This window comes from Arthrobacter sp. KUASC02 (assembly GCF_059739395.1).
Genome location: NZ_AP046053.1, coordinates 447,304 through 465,348, shown reverse-complemented (window position 1 = coordinate 465,348; position 18,045 = coordinate 447,304). Strand labels below are relative to the sequence as shown.

Here is an 18,045-nt window from a genome sequence, read left to right as displayed (position 1 = left end):
AGGTATCAGGCGTCGGCGGCGGCGGGAAGGACGAAGGACACTGTGGTGCCCTCCCCCGGGGCGCTGGTGAGGCTGATGGAGCCGCCGTGTCCTTCGATAATGGTCTTGCTGATCGGAAGGCCAAGGCCTGCGCCCGGAATGGCGGTATCGCGGGACCTGGCGGATCGGAAAAACTTGGCAAAGGCCTGTTCCTGATCCTCCTTCGTCATGCCTGTGCCCGTGTCAGTGATGGAGCAGACCAGTTCCTTGCCGTTCCTGCGGGCCCGCACGGTAATGCGTCCGCCGTCCGGCGAGTACTTCACCGCGTTCGATATCAGGTTGCCCACCACCTGCCGGATCCTGACCGGGTCCACCCGGGCAGTCAGCGGTTCTTCCGTGTCCAGCACCAGGGCCGCTCCGCAGAGGGCAGCCTTCGCGTGGTGGGCGGCCACGGCGGCGCCCAGGAGCCCTGCCATGTCCGTCTCCTGCAGGACGAGCTCCACGTTTTCAGACGCGACGGCGATCAGGTCATTCACGAGGCCCAGGAGGTGGACGGCGTTCCGCTCCACGATCCGCAGCTCAGCCTGGATGTCTTCGTGGCCCGGTTCGTCAATGACGAGTTCCATGTACCCGAGTATTGACGTCAGCGGCGTGCGGAGCTCATGCGATACCGTGGCGACGAAGTTGTCCTTGGCAGCGAGGGCATTGATCAGCGCGGTCACCTCGGCGAAGGTGACAACAGCTCCCGTGTTGGTCCCGTCCAGGGACCGGATGGCGCGGCCGCTGACGGAATAGGCCCGCTGCCCGGTAGCTTCGCCGGCCCAGTACAGCTCATTGGTGAACGCCTCACCGCGGGATGCCCGCACTGCAGGGAAACCGTCCGGCGGCACCGGAGTGGTCCTGTCGCCGTAAAAAAGCTCGGGAGATCCTGTGGCTGGCGTCAGGCGGGCCAGCGAAGGATCGGTCCGCATCGCCCTGTTGGTCAGCACATCCTGACCGCTTGCGTCCACCACCCAAACGCCCACGTCAACAGTTGAAAGCACGGCATCAAGCAGCCGCTGGCGCCGGACGCTCTCGGCGAGGGTTGCTGCCAGGTCACGGTCCTTCCGGACCAGCGTCCCGCGTTGCCGGTACAGCGCACCCGCCACCACGTGGGCCGTCACCGCGATCGCGGCCATTACCAGCGGCAGGAAGATTGTCCGGATCATTGACCCCTGCAACGGGTCCGCTCCCAAGGCGACGGCAGGGACGACCGTGCTAAGCACAGTGGCGAGAATCGCCAGGACAAGCCGGTGCCGGTGCCGGCTGACGGACAGCCATACCACCGGGAAAACCAGCAGCAGGCTCAGGACATTGAAGCTGGGGCCGCCTGCTTGCCGCGTGAATCCGATGGCCACGCAGTCAAGGACCGGTATCAGCGTGAACGCTTCAGGGTGCAGCTTCCCCCAGGGAACGGCAAGGCAGAGTCCGAGCAACGCGGCATGTGCCAGCACGGCGATCCTGAAGGTGTCGTCCGCCAGCGCTTCCGGGCTGAAGATCGCAGCAGCAACCACAACCAGGAACAAGGTAACGGACAGCGGCAACTGGCCCATCACCACGCGGCCCCGGACCCCGAGCCGGCCGAAGAACCGGTCGATCCAGTCGGCCAGCAGCGCGTCCCAGGCCGGCCGTGCGGCCTCCGCCGGCGGCCTGTCATTGCCTGGCCCTGCCGCACGCTCGTTCATGTCGATCGGGCCGCTTGCTTGGATACGTACCATCCGTCTGTCCCCCCGGCACAGAAAAGAATCCCCCCGGGCTGCTTCAAGGGCGCTGACCACAGTGTAGACCGCCCGGACGGGGGATCGGGGTTGCGGCGTTGCCCCGCACGGTTCGGAGCCTGTGCCCTAAGCCGCGGGCTGTGAAAAGATCAAGCATGCGTCCCATGCAGCACTCCAGCAAACTCCAGAACGTCCGCTACGAACTCCGCGGGCCCATCCTCCAGGCGGCCAAGGAGATGGAAGCCGAAGGGCACCGGATCCTCAAGATGAATCTTGGCGACACGGCACCGTTCGGACTGGAAACCCCCGAGTCCGTAGTGGTGGACATGATCCACCACCTGCGCGGGGCGCAGGGCTACAGCGATTCCAAAGGGATCTTCTCCGCGCGCACGGCGATCTCGCAGTACTACCAGACCCGCGGCCTGATGCAGATCGGCGTCGAGGACATCTTCATCGGCAACGGCGTGAGCGAACTTATTTCCATGTGCCTCCAGGCGTTCATGGAAGACGGCGACGAGGTCCTCATCCCGGCCCCGGACTACCCGCTGTGGACAGCCGCCGTCACCCTGACCGGCGGCAAGCCCGTCCACTACCTGTGCGACGAGGACGAGCACTGGTGGCCGGACATGGCCGACGTCGAATCGAAGATCACCAAGCGCACCAGGGCAATCGTGATCATCAACCCGAACAACCCCACGGGCGCCGTCTATCCGCGGCACATCCTGGAGCAGTTTGCGGCGCTGGCACGCAAGCACCACCTGGTGCTGTTCTCGGACGAAATCTACGAGAAGATCCTGTACGAAAAGGCCCAGCACATCCACACCGCCTCCGTGGCGGAGGACATCTGCGTCCTGACGTTCAGCGGCCTCTCCAAGGCCTACCGGATGCCCGGCTACCGCGCAGGATGGGTGGCCGTCACGGGCCCGCTCGCGGCAACCCAGGCGTACCGCGAAGGCCTGGAGCTGCTGGCTTCCCTGCGCCTGTGCCCCAACGTCCCCGCCCAGCATGCCATCCAGACCTGCCTTGGCGGCTACCAGAGCATCGAGGCCCTGGTCCGGCCCGGCGGCCGGCTGCGCGAGCAGCGGGACCGCGCCCACCAGCTGCTCACCGCGATTCCCGGCGTCACGTGTGTCCCGGCGGCCGCCGCCATGTACCTGTTTCCCCGCCTGGACCCGGAGCTCTACCCGTTCAAGAGCGACGAACAGTTCGTCCTGGACCTCCTGCGTGAACAGAAAATCCTGGTTTCGCACGGCACAGCGTTCAACTGGCCCAGGCCGGACCACTTCCGCTTCGTCATCCTTCCCTCAGTCGAGGACATCGAGGAAGCAGTACGCCGCATCGCGGCCTTCCTCGCCTCCTACCGGATCGGCGTGGAGGACGAGGCCTAAGCCAGGACCGGACCGCTCATCACCGGGAGGATCAGGACGCGGCGGCCATCGGCGTGTAGCTGAAGGACTTCAGCGTCAGTGTGCCGTCCTTGGTCAGCGCCTTCAGGCCCGTGGGCGCGCCGGACGGATAGACGAGGGACGTGAGGGTACGCTCCCCGCCGTTGACGAACACTTCCACGGTGCTGTGGTCCACGTAGACCGTCAGCTCGACCTTGCCGTCACGGGGTGCGGAGGCCGCCCGGCGGACCACGCCGTAGTCGGGCGCGAGTCCGGCGGTTTCCTTGGCGGCGCCGTCCCGGGAGACGAAGGCCGCTTCCGAGGCGAAGTCATAGCCCACGGTGGCGAAGACGCCGTTTTCGGCCAGCAGCTCCACCTTGGCTTCGCTGCCGTCGTCCCCGGCAGCCTTCTCAAGGGTCAGATCGAGCCGGTAGCCCCCGCCGTCGGGGTCAGGCAGTCCGCCGGCGCCGCCGGGGGTGAGCTTGCGGTCCGTCACGGTGGCGGTGTCGCCTTGCAGGGATTTCAGGGCGTTGGTGGGGGTGGAGACGAGCGTGGGCTTTCCGGAGACGGTCTTGAGACGGATGTCCCGCACCACGGTATCGGCGCCGCCGTGCCAGTCTTCGGTGGGCAGTTTCCGCGCATAGGCCCAGTTGTTCAGCCAGGCGACGGTGTGACGGGAAGCCATGCGCTGGGCTTCCGTGAGCCGGGGATCGTCCCAGGTCACGGCGGCGTAGAAGTCGGCGCCGTCATCCATCCACTGGTGCTTGTCGTCCGCAGGCTCGAACCGGGTCCCGTCCCAGTTCCCCGTCCAGTAGGCCACGCCGGTGGACCGTCCTTCCCCGGCGCCGTTGGCGCTGGCAGCGAGGACCCAGGTCCGTTTGGCGGGATCGCCGTCGACGTCGAGCTGGAAGAGTTCGGGGCACTCAAGGATCCCCAGGCCTTGGCGTTCAAAGCCTGACAGATAGCGCCATTCCTTCAGGTTGGCCGAGGCGTACAGCCCGATCTTCTCGCCCTCGGCCAGCGCCATCACCCACTGGTTGTTCGCCTCATCGCGGATGATCTTCGGGTCGCGCCAGTGCTGTTCCCCCGGGTTGTCCATGACGGGGTTCCCGTCGAAGGCCTTGAACGAATAGCCCTTGTCGGTGGAATAGAAGAGCGACTGCCGCTGGATGCCCTCGTCCTGCTGCGTCATGACGGCGACGACGGCGCCCTTGCCGAACCCTGCAGAGTTCTCGTAGTCCACCACGGCGCTGCCCGTTTCAATGTCGCCCAGCCCGTTCTTGTATTTTTCAATGGCCACCCCCTCGTCCTTCCAATGCACCAGGTCGGTGCTGGTGAGGTGGTACCACTCGGTGCCGTTTTCCTCCGGGTAGCCGGCGTTGTAGAGGTAGTAGTAGTGCCAGAGACCGTCCAGCAGGAACGGCCGCTGGGGATCGTTCATCCAGTTTTCGCGGGGTGTGATGTGGTAGCCGGGCCGGTACGCGGAGGCACCGTCCGGACGCGCGAATGCGGACTCCGCCGGTGCCGGCAGCTCCGGACCGGCTCCCAGGTCGGCCAGCATCGCATCCACCGCTTCCGGAGTAACGCAGTCCGGCCGGGAAATGTCCGCGGAGCCCGCGCGCCCTGCCTGCACGGCGGAGTCCTGTTCGCTGGACCGCACCATCACGTCCTGCGCGTCGCGGGCGGCGGCCACCCAGCCGTCGGCGCATTCGATGGCGCGGAGGTCGGAGACGCCGTCAGTCCGCAGCGGGCGGGCGAGGTTCTCCAGGCTGCGGTCTCCCCCGGCCAGCCAGAATGAGCCGTAATGTCCCGAGTCCTTCCTGGCTTCAGCCTGGGCGTCAGCAACGTCGGCAAGGGCCTCCGCGGCGGGACCGGCAGGGTCCGGCTGCTGCCCGGAGCCCACCACAATAGCCACGGCTACCAGCACGAGAGCCAGGGCGGCGGCCGCTGCGGCCCATAGGGCCCGTGGCGTGATTTTGCTGGGAAGGAACCTGAGCGACATGTCCACCGATCATCGGGATGCACAAACGCCGGCGCCGGTTTTTGGCCGGCGCCGGCGTTCATGTTGGTCTGATTCCGCTCAATTTTACAGGGTTTGCGCCGCCGAGGTCCCGCCGGAGTCCCGGCAGGACGCTGGCGGCGCCCCGGCACGGCCCTGGCGTCGGCTTGAGGCGGCGGCTTTAGGCGTCAGCTTCTTCGAACTCCACCGCGGCCACGATCTCCTTGGTGGAGGGGCTGATCATGTAAGCCTCGTCGTCCTCCTCCACCATGATGAAATCGCCCTGGTCCGTGGTGAAGTGCCAGGCGAGGACGGTTTCGCCGTTGTGTTCGTAGTTGGGGTCGCCCATGGTGATTTTCCGGAGTTCCTGGCCCGCCACGTCACACAGTTCGCGGATGATCAGCTCGAACTCCGGCGCGTTCTCAAGGGCTTCCTCCGCCGCCTCGGCCTGGCGCTCCGCAAGGTTGGGGATCTGGGCCACACGCTCGGCGATGTGCAGTTCCAGCTGCTCGTCGTCCAGCAGCAGCAGGCCTTCCTGGCCGCGGAGCCAGGCGGCGTTGAGCTCGAGGATGTCCTCGGTCTCAAGCAGCGACTCGAAGGCTTCGTCGAGCTCTTCGAGCTCCCTGACGGCTTCCGGGGAGCTTGTCCCGCCGTCGGACTCGCCGAAGCCTTCGGTATCCCCGTCCAGGTACGCCTCGGCGTCGTCCTCGCTGAGCGCGTCAAAGGCCGCGGCGGTGCGGTTGAACAGCGCCAGGTGGGCGGTGGCGCCCATGCCTTCCAGGCCTTCGCGCACGTAGGCGTCAATCTCGTCGCGCTCCGGCACCGTGAAGACGTACTGGGCGAAGCCGCCGGCCAGCGCCTGCGTGAGGTAGAAGTCGACGTAGTAGCTGCGGAGTGCGTTGGGCGCGATTTCCGGGGCGTCGAGGAGCTCCGCGTACATGGCGTTGACCACGGTCACGTTGGAGTCGACAACGTCTTCGTTGGCCGCTTCGGCGCTTTCGAGTGCCAGGACGACGGGGTGCTTGCTGGCGGGCTGACCGGTGCTCATGGGAAATCCTCACTGCTGAAAGCGGGTGGTGCTTGGGACCCTTTCACGCTACGCGGCGCACCGGTCCGCGGGTTGAGGCGGAGTTGAACGTTGGGCGAAGTTTCAGGGCCTCTTCCGGCTCGCTAAGATGGATCAGATAACCTGCAGATTTTTGACCTGCTGAAAGTAGCGCGCACCATGCCATCCCAACCGGACGAGAGTGCGGCACTGGCAATACAGACCCCCGCGATCAACGACCGCTCCCTCGCGGCCGGACTCGCCTACGCCATGGGCAGCCGGGTTTCGGGGATCTCCTTTGATGCCGCCACCGGCCTGATGCTCGGCAAGGTCCGCGGCGGGCAGGACGTGCCGTATTCCACCACCGCGAAGCTGGTCCGTAAGGCCGGCGGCTGGAGCTGCACCGTCGGGGTCTGCAGCTGCCCCGTGCGCAAGGACTGCAAGCACGTGGCCGCGCTGCTCTTCGCGGCGGAGGACAATCCGGCCACCCGCGTCCAGCTCCTGGCCCCGGCTGAAAGCACCCGCCTGTCGCGTGAGCCCCTGGTGCAGGAGATGCCGGACTGGGAACAGGCCCTGGGGCCGCTCATTGCCCGGCCGGGAATCACCCCGTCCACCAACGGCATCCCGCTGGCCCTGCAGTTCGATATTGAGGAACCGGCCCCGCACTTCTCCTACACCGGCCGGCGCGATCCGCTCCGCAGTGTCCGGCAGCTCAAGGCCCGCCCGGTGATCATGGGCGCCAAGGGCAAGTGGATCCGCGGCGACGTCTCCTGGAACACGCTCAGTTACCTGAACTACCGGCGCGAATGCAACGAAGCGCATGTGGAGTGGATGCAGGAATTCCTCGCGTCCCACACCGCCCTCGCCAACCGCCAGCACAATTCCACCGCGCCCTGGCTGGGGCTGAACACCTATGCCGGCAAGAACCTCTGGAGCCTGCTCGCCCAGGCCCGGAAGATCGGCGTCGCGCTGGTCCACACCGGCAGCCAGGAGCCCGTCCGGTTCGTGGAGGAGCCGGCCGCCGTCGGCCTTAACCTGACCCGCTTTGGTACTTCCGGCGGGGGAGGCGCCGCCGCCGTCGAACCCGCCGCCGTCGAACCTGCCGCCGTCGACAGCGGAAAAACGTCCGACGACGGCGGGCTGACGCTGGCCCCCACCATCACCGTTGAGGGGGAGGTGGTTGATCCGGCCTCCGTGGGGACGATCGGCCGGCCCGCCCACGGGATCTTCCTGACGTCCGGTGCGGACGCCCTTCCGGGCGTGGGCAGCGGGTCGATCATCACCCTGGCTCCCCTGGAAACCGGCCTCAGCGAAGAACTCCTGACGTTCGTCACGGCCGGCAGCACCCTGCATATTCCGGCCCGGGACGAGACCCGCTTCCTCACCGGCTTCTACCCCAAGCTCAAGCAGGCTGCCCGGGTCACGGCGTCGGATGAATCCGTGGAGCTGCCCTCTCTGGCCGTTCCCACGTTGTCCCTCCTGGCCAATTACGGCAGCGACCACAAAGTGCGGCTGCACTGGGAATGGCACTACACCTCCGGGAACCTGGTCACGGCACAGCCGCTGTGGCGGCACCCGGGCGACCACGGCTACCGGGACGATCCCGCGGAGGCCCGCATCCTCGAGGCTCTGGGCCAGCCCTGGGAAGTGGTCCCCAAACTGGGCGAATCCGCTACTGGCGGCTGGGGCACCCCGCGGCTGGCGGCCTCGGCCGAACTGAGCGGGCTGGACACCCTGGCCTTCACGGAGGAAGTCCTTCCCCGGCTCCGCAACACCCCGGACGTTGTGGTGGACACCGCGGGCGACATCGCCGACTACCGTGAGGCCGAAGAAGCGCCCGTGGTGGCCATCTCCACCAAGGCCACCGACCAGCGCGACTGGTTCGACCTCGGCATTGTGATCACGCTCGAAGGCCAGCCGGTTTCCTTCGCTGCCCTGTTCTCCGCGCTGGCGGCCGGCGAAACCCGGATGCTCCTGCCCAGCGGCGCGTACTTCTCCCTGGACCTGCCCGAGCTGCATCAGCTGCGCGCACTCATTGACGAAGCACGCTCCCTGCAGGACAACAAGGACGCGCCGCTGCAGATCAGCCGGTTCCAGGCCGGGCTCTGGGACGAGCTCGCGCACCTCGGCATCGTGGACCAGCAGGCCTCCGCCTGGCGCGAAGCCGTGGGCGGGCTGCTGGAAGGCGGCATCAAGGGACTGCCCCTTCCGGACACCCTCAACGCCGAGCTGCGCCCGTACCAGCTGGAAGGCTTCAACTGGCTCAGTTTCCTCTACAAGCACGGGCTGGGCGGGGTGCTGGCGGACGACATGGGCCTGGGCAAGACCGTTCAGGCGCTGGCCCTGGTCTGCGCTGCCAAGGAGGCCGCCGGGGCATCGGCCCCCGCAGCGGGCTCCGCGCCGGGCTCCGCACCGTTCCTGGTGGTGGCCCCCACCAGTGTGGTGGGGAACTGGGAAGCCGAAACCGCGCGCTTTGCCCCCGGGCTTACGGTCCGGGCAATCGGCGAAACGTTCGCAAAAAACGGAGCGGACCCGGCCGAGGCGATGGCCGGAGCGGACATCGTGATTACGTCCTACGCCCTCTTCCGGATCGACTACGAGGCGTACGCGTCCCGCGAGTGGGCCGCCCTGGTGCTGGACGAGGCCCAGTTCGTCAAGAACCACCAGTCCAAGGCCTACCAGTGCGCGCGCAAGCTGCCGGCCGCCTTCAAGCTGGCCATCACCGGAACGCCGCTGGAAAACAACCTGATGGAGTTCTGGGCGCTGACCTCGATTGTGGCCCCGGGCCTCTTCGCCAGCCCCAGCAGGTTTGCCGAGTACTACCAGAAGCCGGTGGAAAAGAACGGTGACAAGGGGCAGCTGGACAAGCTCCGCCGTCGGGTCCGTCCGCTCATGATGCGCCGCACCAAGGAGCAGGTCATCCACGACCTCCCGCCCAAGCAGGAGCAGATCCTGGAGGTGGTGCTGAATCCGCGGCACCAGAAGGTGTACCAGACCCACCTGCAGCGCGAGCGCCAGAAGATCCTGGGCCTCATCGAAGACGTCAACAAGAACCGCTTCACCATCTTCCAGTCGCTCACCCTGCTGCGCCAGCTCAGCCTGGATGCTTCCCTGGTGGACCCGTCCCTGTCCGGTGTCCGCTCAAGCAAGCTGGACGTGCTGTTCGAGCAGTTGGAGGACCTGGTTGCCGAGGGGCACCGGGCGTTGATCTTCAGCCAGTTCACCGGCTTCCTGGGCAAGGTCCGGGAACGGCTCGTCGAGGAGAAAATCGAATTCTGCTACCTCGACGGCGGCACCCGCAACCGTTCGGATGTGGTGAACGAGTTCAAGAACGGCTCCGCCCCCGTGTTCCTGATCAGCCTGAAGGCGGGCGGTTTCGGCCTGAACCTGACCGAGGCGGATTACGTGTTCCTGCTGGATCCGTGGTGGAACCCGGCTTCCGAGGCGCAGGCCGTGGACCGCACCCACCGGATCGGCCAGGCGCGCAACGTGATGGTCTACCGGCTGGTTGCCAAGGACACCATCGAGGAAAAGGTCATGGCCTTGAAGGCGAAGAAGTCGCAGCTGTTCGCTGACGTGATGGAAGGCGATGCGCTCTCCGGCGGTTCCCTGACGGCGGAAGACCTGGCCGGCCTGTTCAACGACTGACGGCCGGGCCGGCTGTTCACGGACCGCGGCGAACGTTCAGCTGGCGAACCGTCAGCCCATGGCCGGCGCCAGGGACCTTCCCGTGGACAGCTGTTTCCGGGCCCAGCGGGCGAGCTTCTTGCCCTTGCCCTTCCACCAGTTGTCCTCGTCCTTGTCGTGGTGCAGCCGGAAGATGATCATCACCATCACGAAGACACCCATGGCCACATCCAGCCAGGACCAGAAGACGGCATCAACCAGGACGCTGACGCCCATCACGAGGACCGACGGCAGCGCCAGCGTCCGGAAGACGGTGCTGGCCACGTAGCGTCGGTGGGACCTGGGCACGGACAGGGCACGGACCATGTCGAAGCAGAGGCACGCCACCACCATCGCCTGGCCCAGGGATAAGATCACCAGCCCTGCCAGCGAGCCGGCGAACATGGCGACGGATTCCATTCCCGCGCTCATCGGACGCCGCCCGGCGTGGCAGGGCGGGGCAGGGACACTTGGGCATTGCAGAACAGACACATAGGAAACCCCCAGAGAACAGAGACCACAGCTGTGAGACCCAGCTGGGCTCCATTCAAGCCGCTGCCGCTCCGGTACGTCACGAGTAGTGAGTACTCTATTCTGCTCGCCGGTCCCGGGGCCCGCGCCTAGGTACCCGGTCCGTCAGAGGGTGATCCTGCGGCCGATGACTTTTGCGGCGGTTTCGTAAATGGTCTGGTTGTGGGCACGGGCATAGTCGCGAAGCATCGAGAAGGCCCGGTTCATGTCCACGTTTGCCGTGTGCGAGATGACACCCTTCGCCTGTTCAATCTGGATGCGGCTGTTCAACGCGTGCTGCAGCTGTTCGTTGATGAGGGCGTTTTCCCTGGCCGCGCGCTCCTGCAGCAGGGTGATGGTGGCGACGTCGGCAAATGCCTGTGCAATCGCAGCATCATCCGCGCTGAGCGGACCCGGCTCCCGGCCGAAGAGGTTCATGGCACCGATGGTCCGGCTGCGCAGGCGCATCGGAACAGCGTGCAGGGACTTGAAGCCCTGGGCAAGGGCGGAAGCCTGGAACAGCGGCCACCGGGACCCGTCCGTGGCAATGTCGTCAATGGCCACAACAGCGCCGGTGCGGTAGCAGTCAACGCACGGACCCTCGCCGGCCTCCAGCTGGAGAACCTCCACCAACTGGCTTTCCTCGCTCGTGGAAGCCATCACCTGGAGGTCACCGCCCGGGTCAACGAGCACCAGCCCGGCCGCGGCGGCGTCGAGTATTCCCACAGATTCGTCCACCAGGGTGTGCAGGAGGTCGAAAACGTCGTAATCCCCCACCAGGGTGTCCGCTATCCTGACGAAAGCGGCACTTACGCGTCCGGCGCGGCTCATCATCGCCATATTGGGATTCTACTGCACGTCATGGGCGGCGGGTCACCCCGTCGGGAGGCGTGAAATCCAGGGTCCTGGCGACGACGTCACGGGCCACTTCGCGGACCGTGCGGCCCTGGGAGAACGCGTGCGCACGCAGTAACAGCAGCGCATCGGTGGCGGAAGCCCCTGTCTGGGCAAGGACCATTCCCGTGGCCTGATGCACCTCGCGCCGGGAAAGCGGCGAGCCGTCCTGCGGTGCATCCGTGCCGTCCGCCGGGGCCAGGGTGAGGAGCTCCCGGAGCAGCTGCCAGGTCGCGGCATCGGCGAGCTGCAGCGCCGTCGAATGGTCGGCCGCACTGAGCGGGCCGGGGTCTGAACAGTAGAGTTCCGCAACCCCGATGTCCATGGCGCCGAGCACCAGGGGGAAGACGAAAAGGGCGGACACGTCAAGGTCCCGGATGGCCTTCGCAAAGACGGGCCAGGCGGCATGCGAACCCGCGCGCACGTCGGGCAGGAGCACCGGCCTCCGTCGCTCCAGGGCAGTCCAGCGGGGCCCCTCACCCAGGTCGAACTGGAGTTCGTCAATCCGCGCCGAAACCCGGTTGCTGGCGCACACCGTGGTCTCCGGAGCCAGGCCCGAGAATACGGAGATCGAAGCGCCGGTAATGGGCAGCGACTCCAGGAACACCGTACAAAGGCCGGTGTCCAGCCCCTCAGCCATCGAACAGGAACCGTCAACCATGACGGCCCCGCGCGGCGACAGCCGGATCCGGGAAACGGAAGGACGTCGCTTGAACCATCGGAAAGGCACCTTCCATGCATCAACTGCTGTTCGTACAGTTTATGCCCGCTCCCGGATCAACCGGTTGGCAGCGCCCCGTGGGAGTTTGATCCCGGGCGGTCGGGGCCCGGACCAGCCGCTTCAGCGGTCCCTGTTCACGTCCCGAGGCGCCGGATACACTTAATTTAGTTGCCCCAGACCCTGGTAGCGCCATTTTGTCGGCGAAAAATCCAGGAGGAGTCCACCCGATGCGCGGCAACCCATCCCTCGAAGTCTCGCTCACGCATGTGGCATCCCAGGACCATAGCGAGCTGCTCAGGGCCGCCATGGCAACGAGCCAGTGGAGGCAGCCCGATTTGCGCCTGAACCGAACCCCGTCCGACGCAGGGGACCCCGGTGTGGCGCAGGAGTTTGACTCGCAGGATTCCGACCGGTGGAACGACCCGCTGTTGGCGGAGATCGAGGACCTCGTCGCCGAGCTGAAGGCGAAAGTGGCACGCTACTCGCTCCTCCGGTCCGACCCGTCGCTCACGGGTCCGGCCCTCACGGGTCCGGTCCTCACGGGCGCCTCCCATCCGGGCGCGTCCCATCCGGACAACAAGACCGCCACAGACTGGATGTACGAAGCCCTCGAAGACATCGCCGCGACCGCCCTGGGCATCGAGCTGGCATCGCAGGAGCGCATTTTCCGGGCGATCTCAGACGCCGGACGGAGTCCCAGGGTCGAAACCAACCCGATCAAAACCACCAAGGAACCAAAGTCAGGAAACGCAGCATGATCAGCACCATCGAGGCCGGACGTACCTTTTTCGTCGAAGCCACGGATCCACGCCTTATCGACGCGGAGCTAAGCACCGCAGTTGAACAAGCACGGCAGCACGCCATGCAAGAGGGCCGCTGCGGCATCCTTGTAACGCGGCTGGGGAACACCACCTTCACCGTTGCCGTCAGCGAAGACGTCCCGTTCGGGGAGACGCTCGAACGGCAGGCACCGCCCACAGCGGGCAACCCCCAGGGCGAAGCCGCTCGTTCACACTAACGGTCCGCCTCCCCTGCGCCAGCCCGGTCAGACGCCGGGCCGGGTTTCCCCTGCGCCAGCCCGGTCAGATCAGCATTGCTTCGCGCACCTTTCCTGCGGATTCGGCCCCGCCCGTGCCGCGGGAACTGACCCGTCCGGCGGCCAGCACGTAGTAGCTGTCGGCCGCGTTCAACGCAAAGCCGATGTGCTGTTCCACCAAAAGGACGCGCATGCCGCTGCGCCGGGACAGCTTGATGATGGTCTCCTGGATTTCGGCCACGACATTGGGCTGGATCCCTTCCGTGGGCTCATCCAGGATGAGCAGCGTCGGTTCGGTGATGAGTGCCCGGGCGATGGCCAGCTGTTGCCGCTGCCCGCCGGACAGGAGGCCGGCCCGGCGGCCCAGCAGCGGGTTAAGCGCCGGAAACATGTCCAGCGCTTCCGCCACGCGTTCCTTCGCGTTCCGGCGGCCGTCTGCCACGAGCTGCAGATTCTCCAGGGCGGTCAGCTGCCCGAACGACTGCTGCCCCTGCGGAACATAGGCCATGCCACGCGCCACCCGCTGGTGCGGCCGGAGGGCGGAGATGTCCTCCCCGTCCAGCGTGATGGTGCCGCGGGTGGGCTTGAGAAGCCCGACGACGGCGCGCAGCAGTGTGGTCTTTCCCGCACCGTTGTGGCCCAGGAGGGAAACCAGCGACCCGTCGGGGACGGTGATATCCACTCCGGAAATAACCTGGGTGCGCCCGTAGCCGGTCTGCAGGTCCGTGATTTCCAGCATCAGTGCCCTTCCATTCCGGCCGTGCCGAGGTAGACTTCCTGCACTTTTTTGTCGGCCTGGACCTGCGCCACGCTGCCCTCGCTCAGGACCTTCCCGGCCGCGAGGACTGTCACCGAAGTGGCGAACTCCCGGACGAAGTCCATGTCATGTTCAATCACCAGGGTGATGCGGCTGGCCGCGATCCGGCGGAGCAGCTGCCCGGTTTCGTCGCGCTCGTCCTGGCTCATTCCGGCGATGGGTTCGTCCAGGAGCAGCACGTCCGAGTTCTGGACCAGCAGCATGCCGATTTCCAGCCATTGCTTCTGACCGTGCGCCAGGGTGCCGGCCTGCTTGTCCGCGGCCCGGGTCAGCCCGATGATTTCCAGGGCTTCCTGGACGGCGGGGTCCACGCCCTTCCGTCTCCTCAGCAGCTCCCGGGCCTTCCTGCCCGGCCCGGCGGCGATATCCAGGTTCTGAAGCACCGTGAGGTTCTCGAAAACGCTCGCCGTCTGGAACGTCCGGCCCACGCCCAGCCGGGCGATCTTGTGCACTTTCCGGCCCAGGATCTCAGTGCCGGTGTGGTTCACGGATCCGGTGGCGGGAACCAGCCCGGTGATCGCATCGATGATGGTGGTCTTGCCGGCACCGTTGGGGCCGATGAGGAACCGCAGGTCGCCCTGGATGACGTCGAGGTTGACGCTGTCCACGGCGACGAAGCCGTCGAAGGCCACCGTGAGGCCGCGGACCTCGAGGTACTTCGGCCGGCCGTGGCGGAGCCCGCCGGCCCGTGGCTCGCCGTCGGGAAGCAGCGTGGGGGTGGTCATCGGCTTGCCTCTTCCGGGACGGTGGTTGGGGTGGTTGCTGCAGTTGCCGGGGCCGGCACGGCGGAAGCGGGAACCTGCGGCGCGGACGCCGGTGCAGCGCCGCCGGGCTGCTCTGTACGGCGCTGCTTCAGCCGGGAGACGAGCCGCGGCAGCGACGCGAGGCCGCCGGGCATGAACCCGATGACCAGGACGAAGAGCAGGCCTTGGAAGTAGACCCAGAACGACGGGAAGGTGGAGGCCAGGCTGGTCTGGGCGATGGCCACGCTGAGTGCTCCGAGGACGGGGCCCAGCAGGGTTGCCCTGCCCCCGATTGCCACTCCGATCAGGAAGGCGATGGACGGAATGACGCCTACGTCGGCCGGCGAGATGATCCCCACGATGGGCACGAACAAGGCGCCGGCGATCCCTGCCATGACGGCCGCGATCACATAGGTCACTGTTTTGATGGTGGCCGGGTCGTAGCCCAGGAACCGGACCCGTTCCTCCTGGTCCCGGACGGCGACGAGGAGTTCGCCGAACCGGCTGCGCATGAGCTGCCGGGCCGCCGCCAGGGCCAGGAGCAGCACCACGGCGGCGATCGAATAGAGCATCATTTTGTTGGAGGGGTCCTTCAAATCGAACCCGAAGAAGGACCGGAAGCCGCTGAGGCCGTTGGAGCCTCCGGTGGTGGCCTGCTGGCCGATCAGGAACACGGCGAAGGCGGCGGCCAGGGCCTGGCTGAGGATGGCGAAGTAGGCACCCTTGACGCGCCGTTTGAACACGGCCAGCCCCAGGACGAGGGCCACCAGTCCCGGAACGAGGACGACGGCGAGGAGGGTCACCACCGGGCTCCGGAACGGCTCCCACCAGCCGGGGACCTCGCCGCTGCCGTACAGCGACATAAAGTCCGGCACGCCGGACCCGCCGAAGAGGGAGGCGTCCGCCAGCTTGAGGTGCATGGCCATGATGTACGCGCCGAGCCCGAAGAACACCCCCTGCCCCAGGGTGAGCATGCCGCCGCGGCCCCAGGCCAGTCCGATCCCCACCGCAACGATCGCGAAGCAAATGAACTTTCCCAGCAGGGCAAGGTTGAACGCCGAGAGTGCCGCGGGAGCCGCCACGAGCAGAAGCACCGCTCCCGCGGCGAAACCGGCCAGCACCCCCCACCGGGACCGCAGGAAAGTGCTCATGCCAGGCTCCTTGTCTTGAGGCTGAAGATGCCCTGCGGCCGCAGCTGCAGGAAGACCACGATCAGCACCAGGATCAGCACCTTGCCGATGCTCGCCGTCGTCGAAAATTCAAATACGGACTGCAGCACGCCCAGTGCGAACGCCGCGATGACGGCCCCCTTGATCTGGCCGACTCCCCCGGCCACCACCACCAGGAACGCGTCCACGATGTAGTTCGTCCCCAGGTACGGGCCGGTGGACCCGATCAGCGTGACGGCGACGCCCGCCACCCCGGCCAGGCCCGATCCGATGAAGAACGTCAGCTGGTCCGTGCGCCGGGTGGAGATGCCGCTGGTTTCGGCCAGGTCCCGGTTCAGCACCACCGCCCTGATGCGGCGGCCCAGCGGCGTCCCCTTGAGGACCACTACGAGTCCTGCCAGGCAAACCAGGGACAGCAGCAGGATGAACAGCCGGGTGAGCGGGATGGGCGCTCCCAGCAGCTCGACGTTGCCTTGCAGCCAGGCCGGGGCCCGGACGTCCACGCTGGGGGCGCCGAAAATGTCCCGGGCGGCCTGCTGCAGGATCAGCGCCACCCCGAACGTGACCAGCAGGGTGTCCAGCGGACGGTGGTACATCCGCCGGAGCAGCACCGCCTCGAGCACCAGCCCCAGCAGGCCGCCCACCAGGAAGCCCACCGGAATGGAAACCAGCAGCGAGATGCCGGCGTCGGAAATGCTCCGCTGCACCACGAAGGCCGTATACGAACCAGCCATCATGAACTCGCCGTGGGCCATGTTGATGACCCCCATCTGGCCGAAAGTCAGCGACAACCCCAGCGCGGCCAGCAGCAGCACCGAGCCGAGACTGAGTCCGGCAAACATCTGTCCAATCAACAGTTCCATTCCAGCGGGCCTTTCCTCCGGGTTTCTGCAGGGGCGGTGGAAGCGGCTACTTGGCCAGGTCCTTGGCCCAGTCGTAGCTGGCCAGGAACGGATCGGGCTCCACGGCCTTCGGCGAGGACCAGACGGTCTCGATCAGGCCCTCGGAGTTGATCTTTCCGATCCGGGGCGTCTTAGTGATGTGGTTGTTCTCGCCGTCCACCGTGACAGTGCCCTCGGGCGCCTCGAACGTCACCCCGCCCGCGGCTGCCTGGACTTTGTCCACTTCGAAGGAACCGGCCTTCTCCACCATGGCCTTCCACAGGTACAGCGAGGTGTACGCCGCTTCCATGGGGTCGCTGGTGACGCGGTCGGCGCCGAACTTCGCCTTGAACGCCGCGACGAACTTCTTGTTCGCCGGCGTGTCAAGGGTCTGGTAGTAGTCCCAGGCCGTGAGCTGGCCTTCCACGTTTTCGAGCCCGACGCCGGGCACTTCCTCCTCGGCGATGGACACCGAGACCACCGGCATGGATGCGGCGGTCAGGCCAACGCTCTTGTACTGCCGGAAGAAGGCCACGTTGCTGTCGCCGTTGAGGGTGTTGAAGACGGCGTCGGCCTTCGAGTCCCGCACCTTGTTCACGATGGTGGAGAACTCCGTGGACCCCAGCGGGGCATATTCCTCGCCAAGGACCTCCATGCCGTGGGCTTTGGCGTAGGCCTGGATGATCTTGTTGGCCGTTCGCGGGAAGACGTAGTCGCTGCCCACCAGGAAGATGGATTTGGTGCCCTGCTCAGCCAGGTAGTCCAGGGCGGGGATGATCTGCTGGTTGGTGGTGGCTCCTGTGTAGAAGATGTTCTTGGACGCTTCGAGGCCTTCGTACTGCACCGGGTAGAACAGCAGGGCGTCGTTGGCTTCGAAGACCGGGAGCATGGCCTTGCGGCTGGAGGAGGTCCAGCCGCCGAACACCGCGGCCGTGCAGTCCTGCTGGATCAGCTTCCCGGCGCGTTCGGCGAACTTGGTGGGTTCACTGGCGCCGTCCTCGCTGATCACTTGCAGCTGTTTGCCCATGACTCCGCCGGCGGCGTTGATTTCCTCCGCTGCCAGGCTCAGGGAATCAAAGACGGTGTTCTCGCTGATGGCCATGGTGCCGGAGAGTGAGTTGATGAATCCGACCTTCACGCTGCTGCCAGACGTGTCCACGCAGGAACTGCCGCTGCTGGCGGTGGAATTGGCGGAGGCCGGATCCGAAATCTGGCTTCCGCAGCCGGCCAGGGCCGTTGCCATTGCCGCCGCGGCCAGGGGGATCAAAGCGCGCCTCGTTACTGAAACCCTCATGTTTACCTGCTTCTCGCTCCGCGCTGCCTCGCGGCAGCTGCTGGTCTCCAGGGTCCTGTCGGGTCCCCCTGGGGCTCAATCTAGGAGCGAATTGTTTCAACACGCATGATGGTTCGTTTCCGCACGATTTCGGACCGGGCGTCCGCATT

15 protein-coding genes are annotated in these 18,045 nt (G+C 66.4%); 4 read left to right on the top strand and 11 right to left on the bottom strand.

The window, feature by feature from the left end:
* Positions 1-5 precede the first annotated feature (5 nt).
* Entirely contained in the window at positions 6-1,736 is a 1,731-nt protein-coding gene (locus tag AC6JAC_RS02110) for a sensor histidine kinase (protein ID WP_497963282.1), read from the bottom strand.
* A 155-nt stretch (positions 1,737-1,891) separates the two neighbouring features.
* Here AC6JAC_RS02110 and AC6JAC_RS02105 point away from each other — a divergent pair, with 155 nt between their 5' ends.
* Positions 1,892-3,124, top strand: a complete 1,233-nt coding sequence (locus tag AC6JAC_RS02105) for a pyridoxal phosphate-dependent aminotransferase (protein WP_028270879.1) — start codon at positions 1,892-1,894, stop codon at positions 3,122-3,124.
* 31 nt (positions 3,125-3,155) lie between these two features.
* On the opposite strand, the gene AC6JAC_RS02100 is transcribed toward AC6JAC_RS02105, so the two are convergent.
* Positions 3,156-5,123 carry a glycoside hydrolase family 32 protein gene (locus tag AC6JAC_RS02100; RefSeq protein ID WP_497963281.1) on the bottom strand — a complete coding sequence of 656 codons (1,968 nt, stop codon included), beginning with the start codon at positions 5,121-5,123 and terminating at the stop codon, positions 3,156-3,158.
* Positions 5,124-5,301: 178 nt separating this feature from the next.
* Complete coding sequence (locus tag AC6JAC_RS02095) at positions 5,302-6,168, bottom strand: DMP19 family protein (RefSeq protein ID WP_497963280.1); 867 nt, start codon at positions 6,166-6,168, stop codon at positions 5,302-5,304.
* Positions 6,169-6,345: 177 nt separating this feature from the next.
* Here AC6JAC_RS02095 and AC6JAC_RS02090 point away from each other — a divergent pair, with 177 nt between their 5' ends.
* A complete protein-coding gene (locus AC6JAC_RS02090) occupies positions 6,346-9,813 on the top strand; it encodes a DEAD/DEAH box helicase (RefSeq protein WP_497963279.1) in 3,468 nt (1,155 codons plus the stop codon).
* Between the two features lie 51 nt (positions 9,814-9,864).
* Here AC6JAC_RS02090 and AC6JAC_RS02085 read toward each other — a convergent pair whose 3' ends face one another.
* The 3 genes from AC6JAC_RS02085 to AC6JAC_RS02075 form a co-directional block, all read right to left on the bottom strand.
* Positions 9,865-10,251, bottom strand: coding sequence for a hypothetical protein (locus AC6JAC_RS02085; protein ID WP_497963277.1), 387 nt, complete (start codon positions 10,249-10,251; stop codon positions 9,865-9,867).
* A 216-nt stretch (positions 10,252-10,467) separates the two neighbouring features.
* A complete protein-coding gene (locus AC6JAC_RS02080; protein ID WP_028270884.1) occupies positions 10,468-11,181 on the bottom strand; it encodes a GAF and ANTAR domain-containing protein in 714 nt (237 codons plus the stop codon).
* 19 nt (positions 11,182-11,200) lie between these two features.
* Positions 11,201-11,875 (bottom strand): GAF and ANTAR domain-containing protein, encoded by a 675-nt coding sequence (locus tag AC6JAC_RS02075; RefSeq protein ID WP_454699680.1) that lies wholly within the window; start codon positions 11,873-11,875, stop codon positions 11,201-11,203.
* A 308-nt stretch (positions 11,876-12,183) separates the two neighbouring features.
* Between AC6JAC_RS02075 and AC6JAC_RS02070 the strand changes: the two genes are divergently transcribed.
* Both AC6JAC_RS02070 and AC6JAC_RS02065 read left to right on the top strand, forming a co-directional pair.
* Positions 12,184-12,714, top strand: coding sequence for a hypothetical protein (locus tag AC6JAC_RS02070; protein ID WP_497963275.1), 531 nt, complete (start codon positions 12,184-12,186; stop codon positions 12,712-12,714).
* Positions 12,711-12,974, top strand: coding sequence for a hypothetical protein (locus AC6JAC_RS02065; RefSeq protein ID WP_051628857.1), 264 nt, complete (start codon positions 12,711-12,713; stop codon positions 12,972-12,974). The genes AC6JAC_RS02070 and AC6JAC_RS02065 overlap by 4 nt, the downstream gene beginning before the upstream one ends.
* Before the next feature lie 64 nt (positions 12,975-13,038).
* Here the strand turns inward: AC6JAC_RS02065 and urtE are convergent, their stop codons facing one another.
* Genes urtE through urtA form a run of 5 tightly spaced genes read right to left on the bottom strand, consistent with a single transcriptional unit; the run spans position 13,039 to position 17,896 of the window.
* Positions 13,039-13,731, bottom strand: coding sequence for an urea ABC transporter ATP-binding subunit UrtE (gene urtE, locus AC6JAC_RS02060; protein ID WP_347896074.1), 693 nt, complete (start codon positions 13,729-13,731; stop codon positions 13,039-13,041).
* Entirely contained in the window at positions 13,731-14,534 is an 804-nt protein-coding gene (urtD, locus tag AC6JAC_RS02055; RefSeq protein WP_028270888.1) for an urea ABC transporter ATP-binding protein UrtD, read from the bottom strand. Before urtD ends, urtE begins: the two co-directional genes overlap by 1 nt.
* On the bottom strand, positions 14,531-15,703 hold the full coding sequence (gene urtC, locus AC6JAC_RS02050; protein ID WP_497963272.1) for an urea ABC transporter permease subunit UrtC: 1,173 nt from the start codon (positions 15,701-15,703) through the stop codon (positions 14,531-14,533). Before urtC ends, urtD begins: the two co-directional genes overlap by 4 nt.
* On the bottom strand, positions 15,700-16,584 hold the full coding sequence (gene urtB / locus AC6JAC_RS02045; RefSeq protein ID WP_497963270.1) for an urea ABC transporter permease subunit UrtB: 885 nt from the start codon (positions 16,582-16,584) through the stop codon (positions 15,700-15,702). Before urtB ends, urtC begins: the two co-directional genes overlap by 4 nt.
* A gap of 46 nt (positions 16,585-16,630) precedes the next feature.
* On the bottom strand, positions 16,631-17,896 hold the full coding sequence (urtA, locus tag AC6JAC_RS02040; RefSeq protein WP_454699685.1) for an urea ABC transporter substrate-binding protein: 1,266 nt from the start codon (positions 17,894-17,896) through the stop codon (positions 16,631-16,633).
* Positions 17,897-18,045 lie beyond the last annotated feature (149 nt).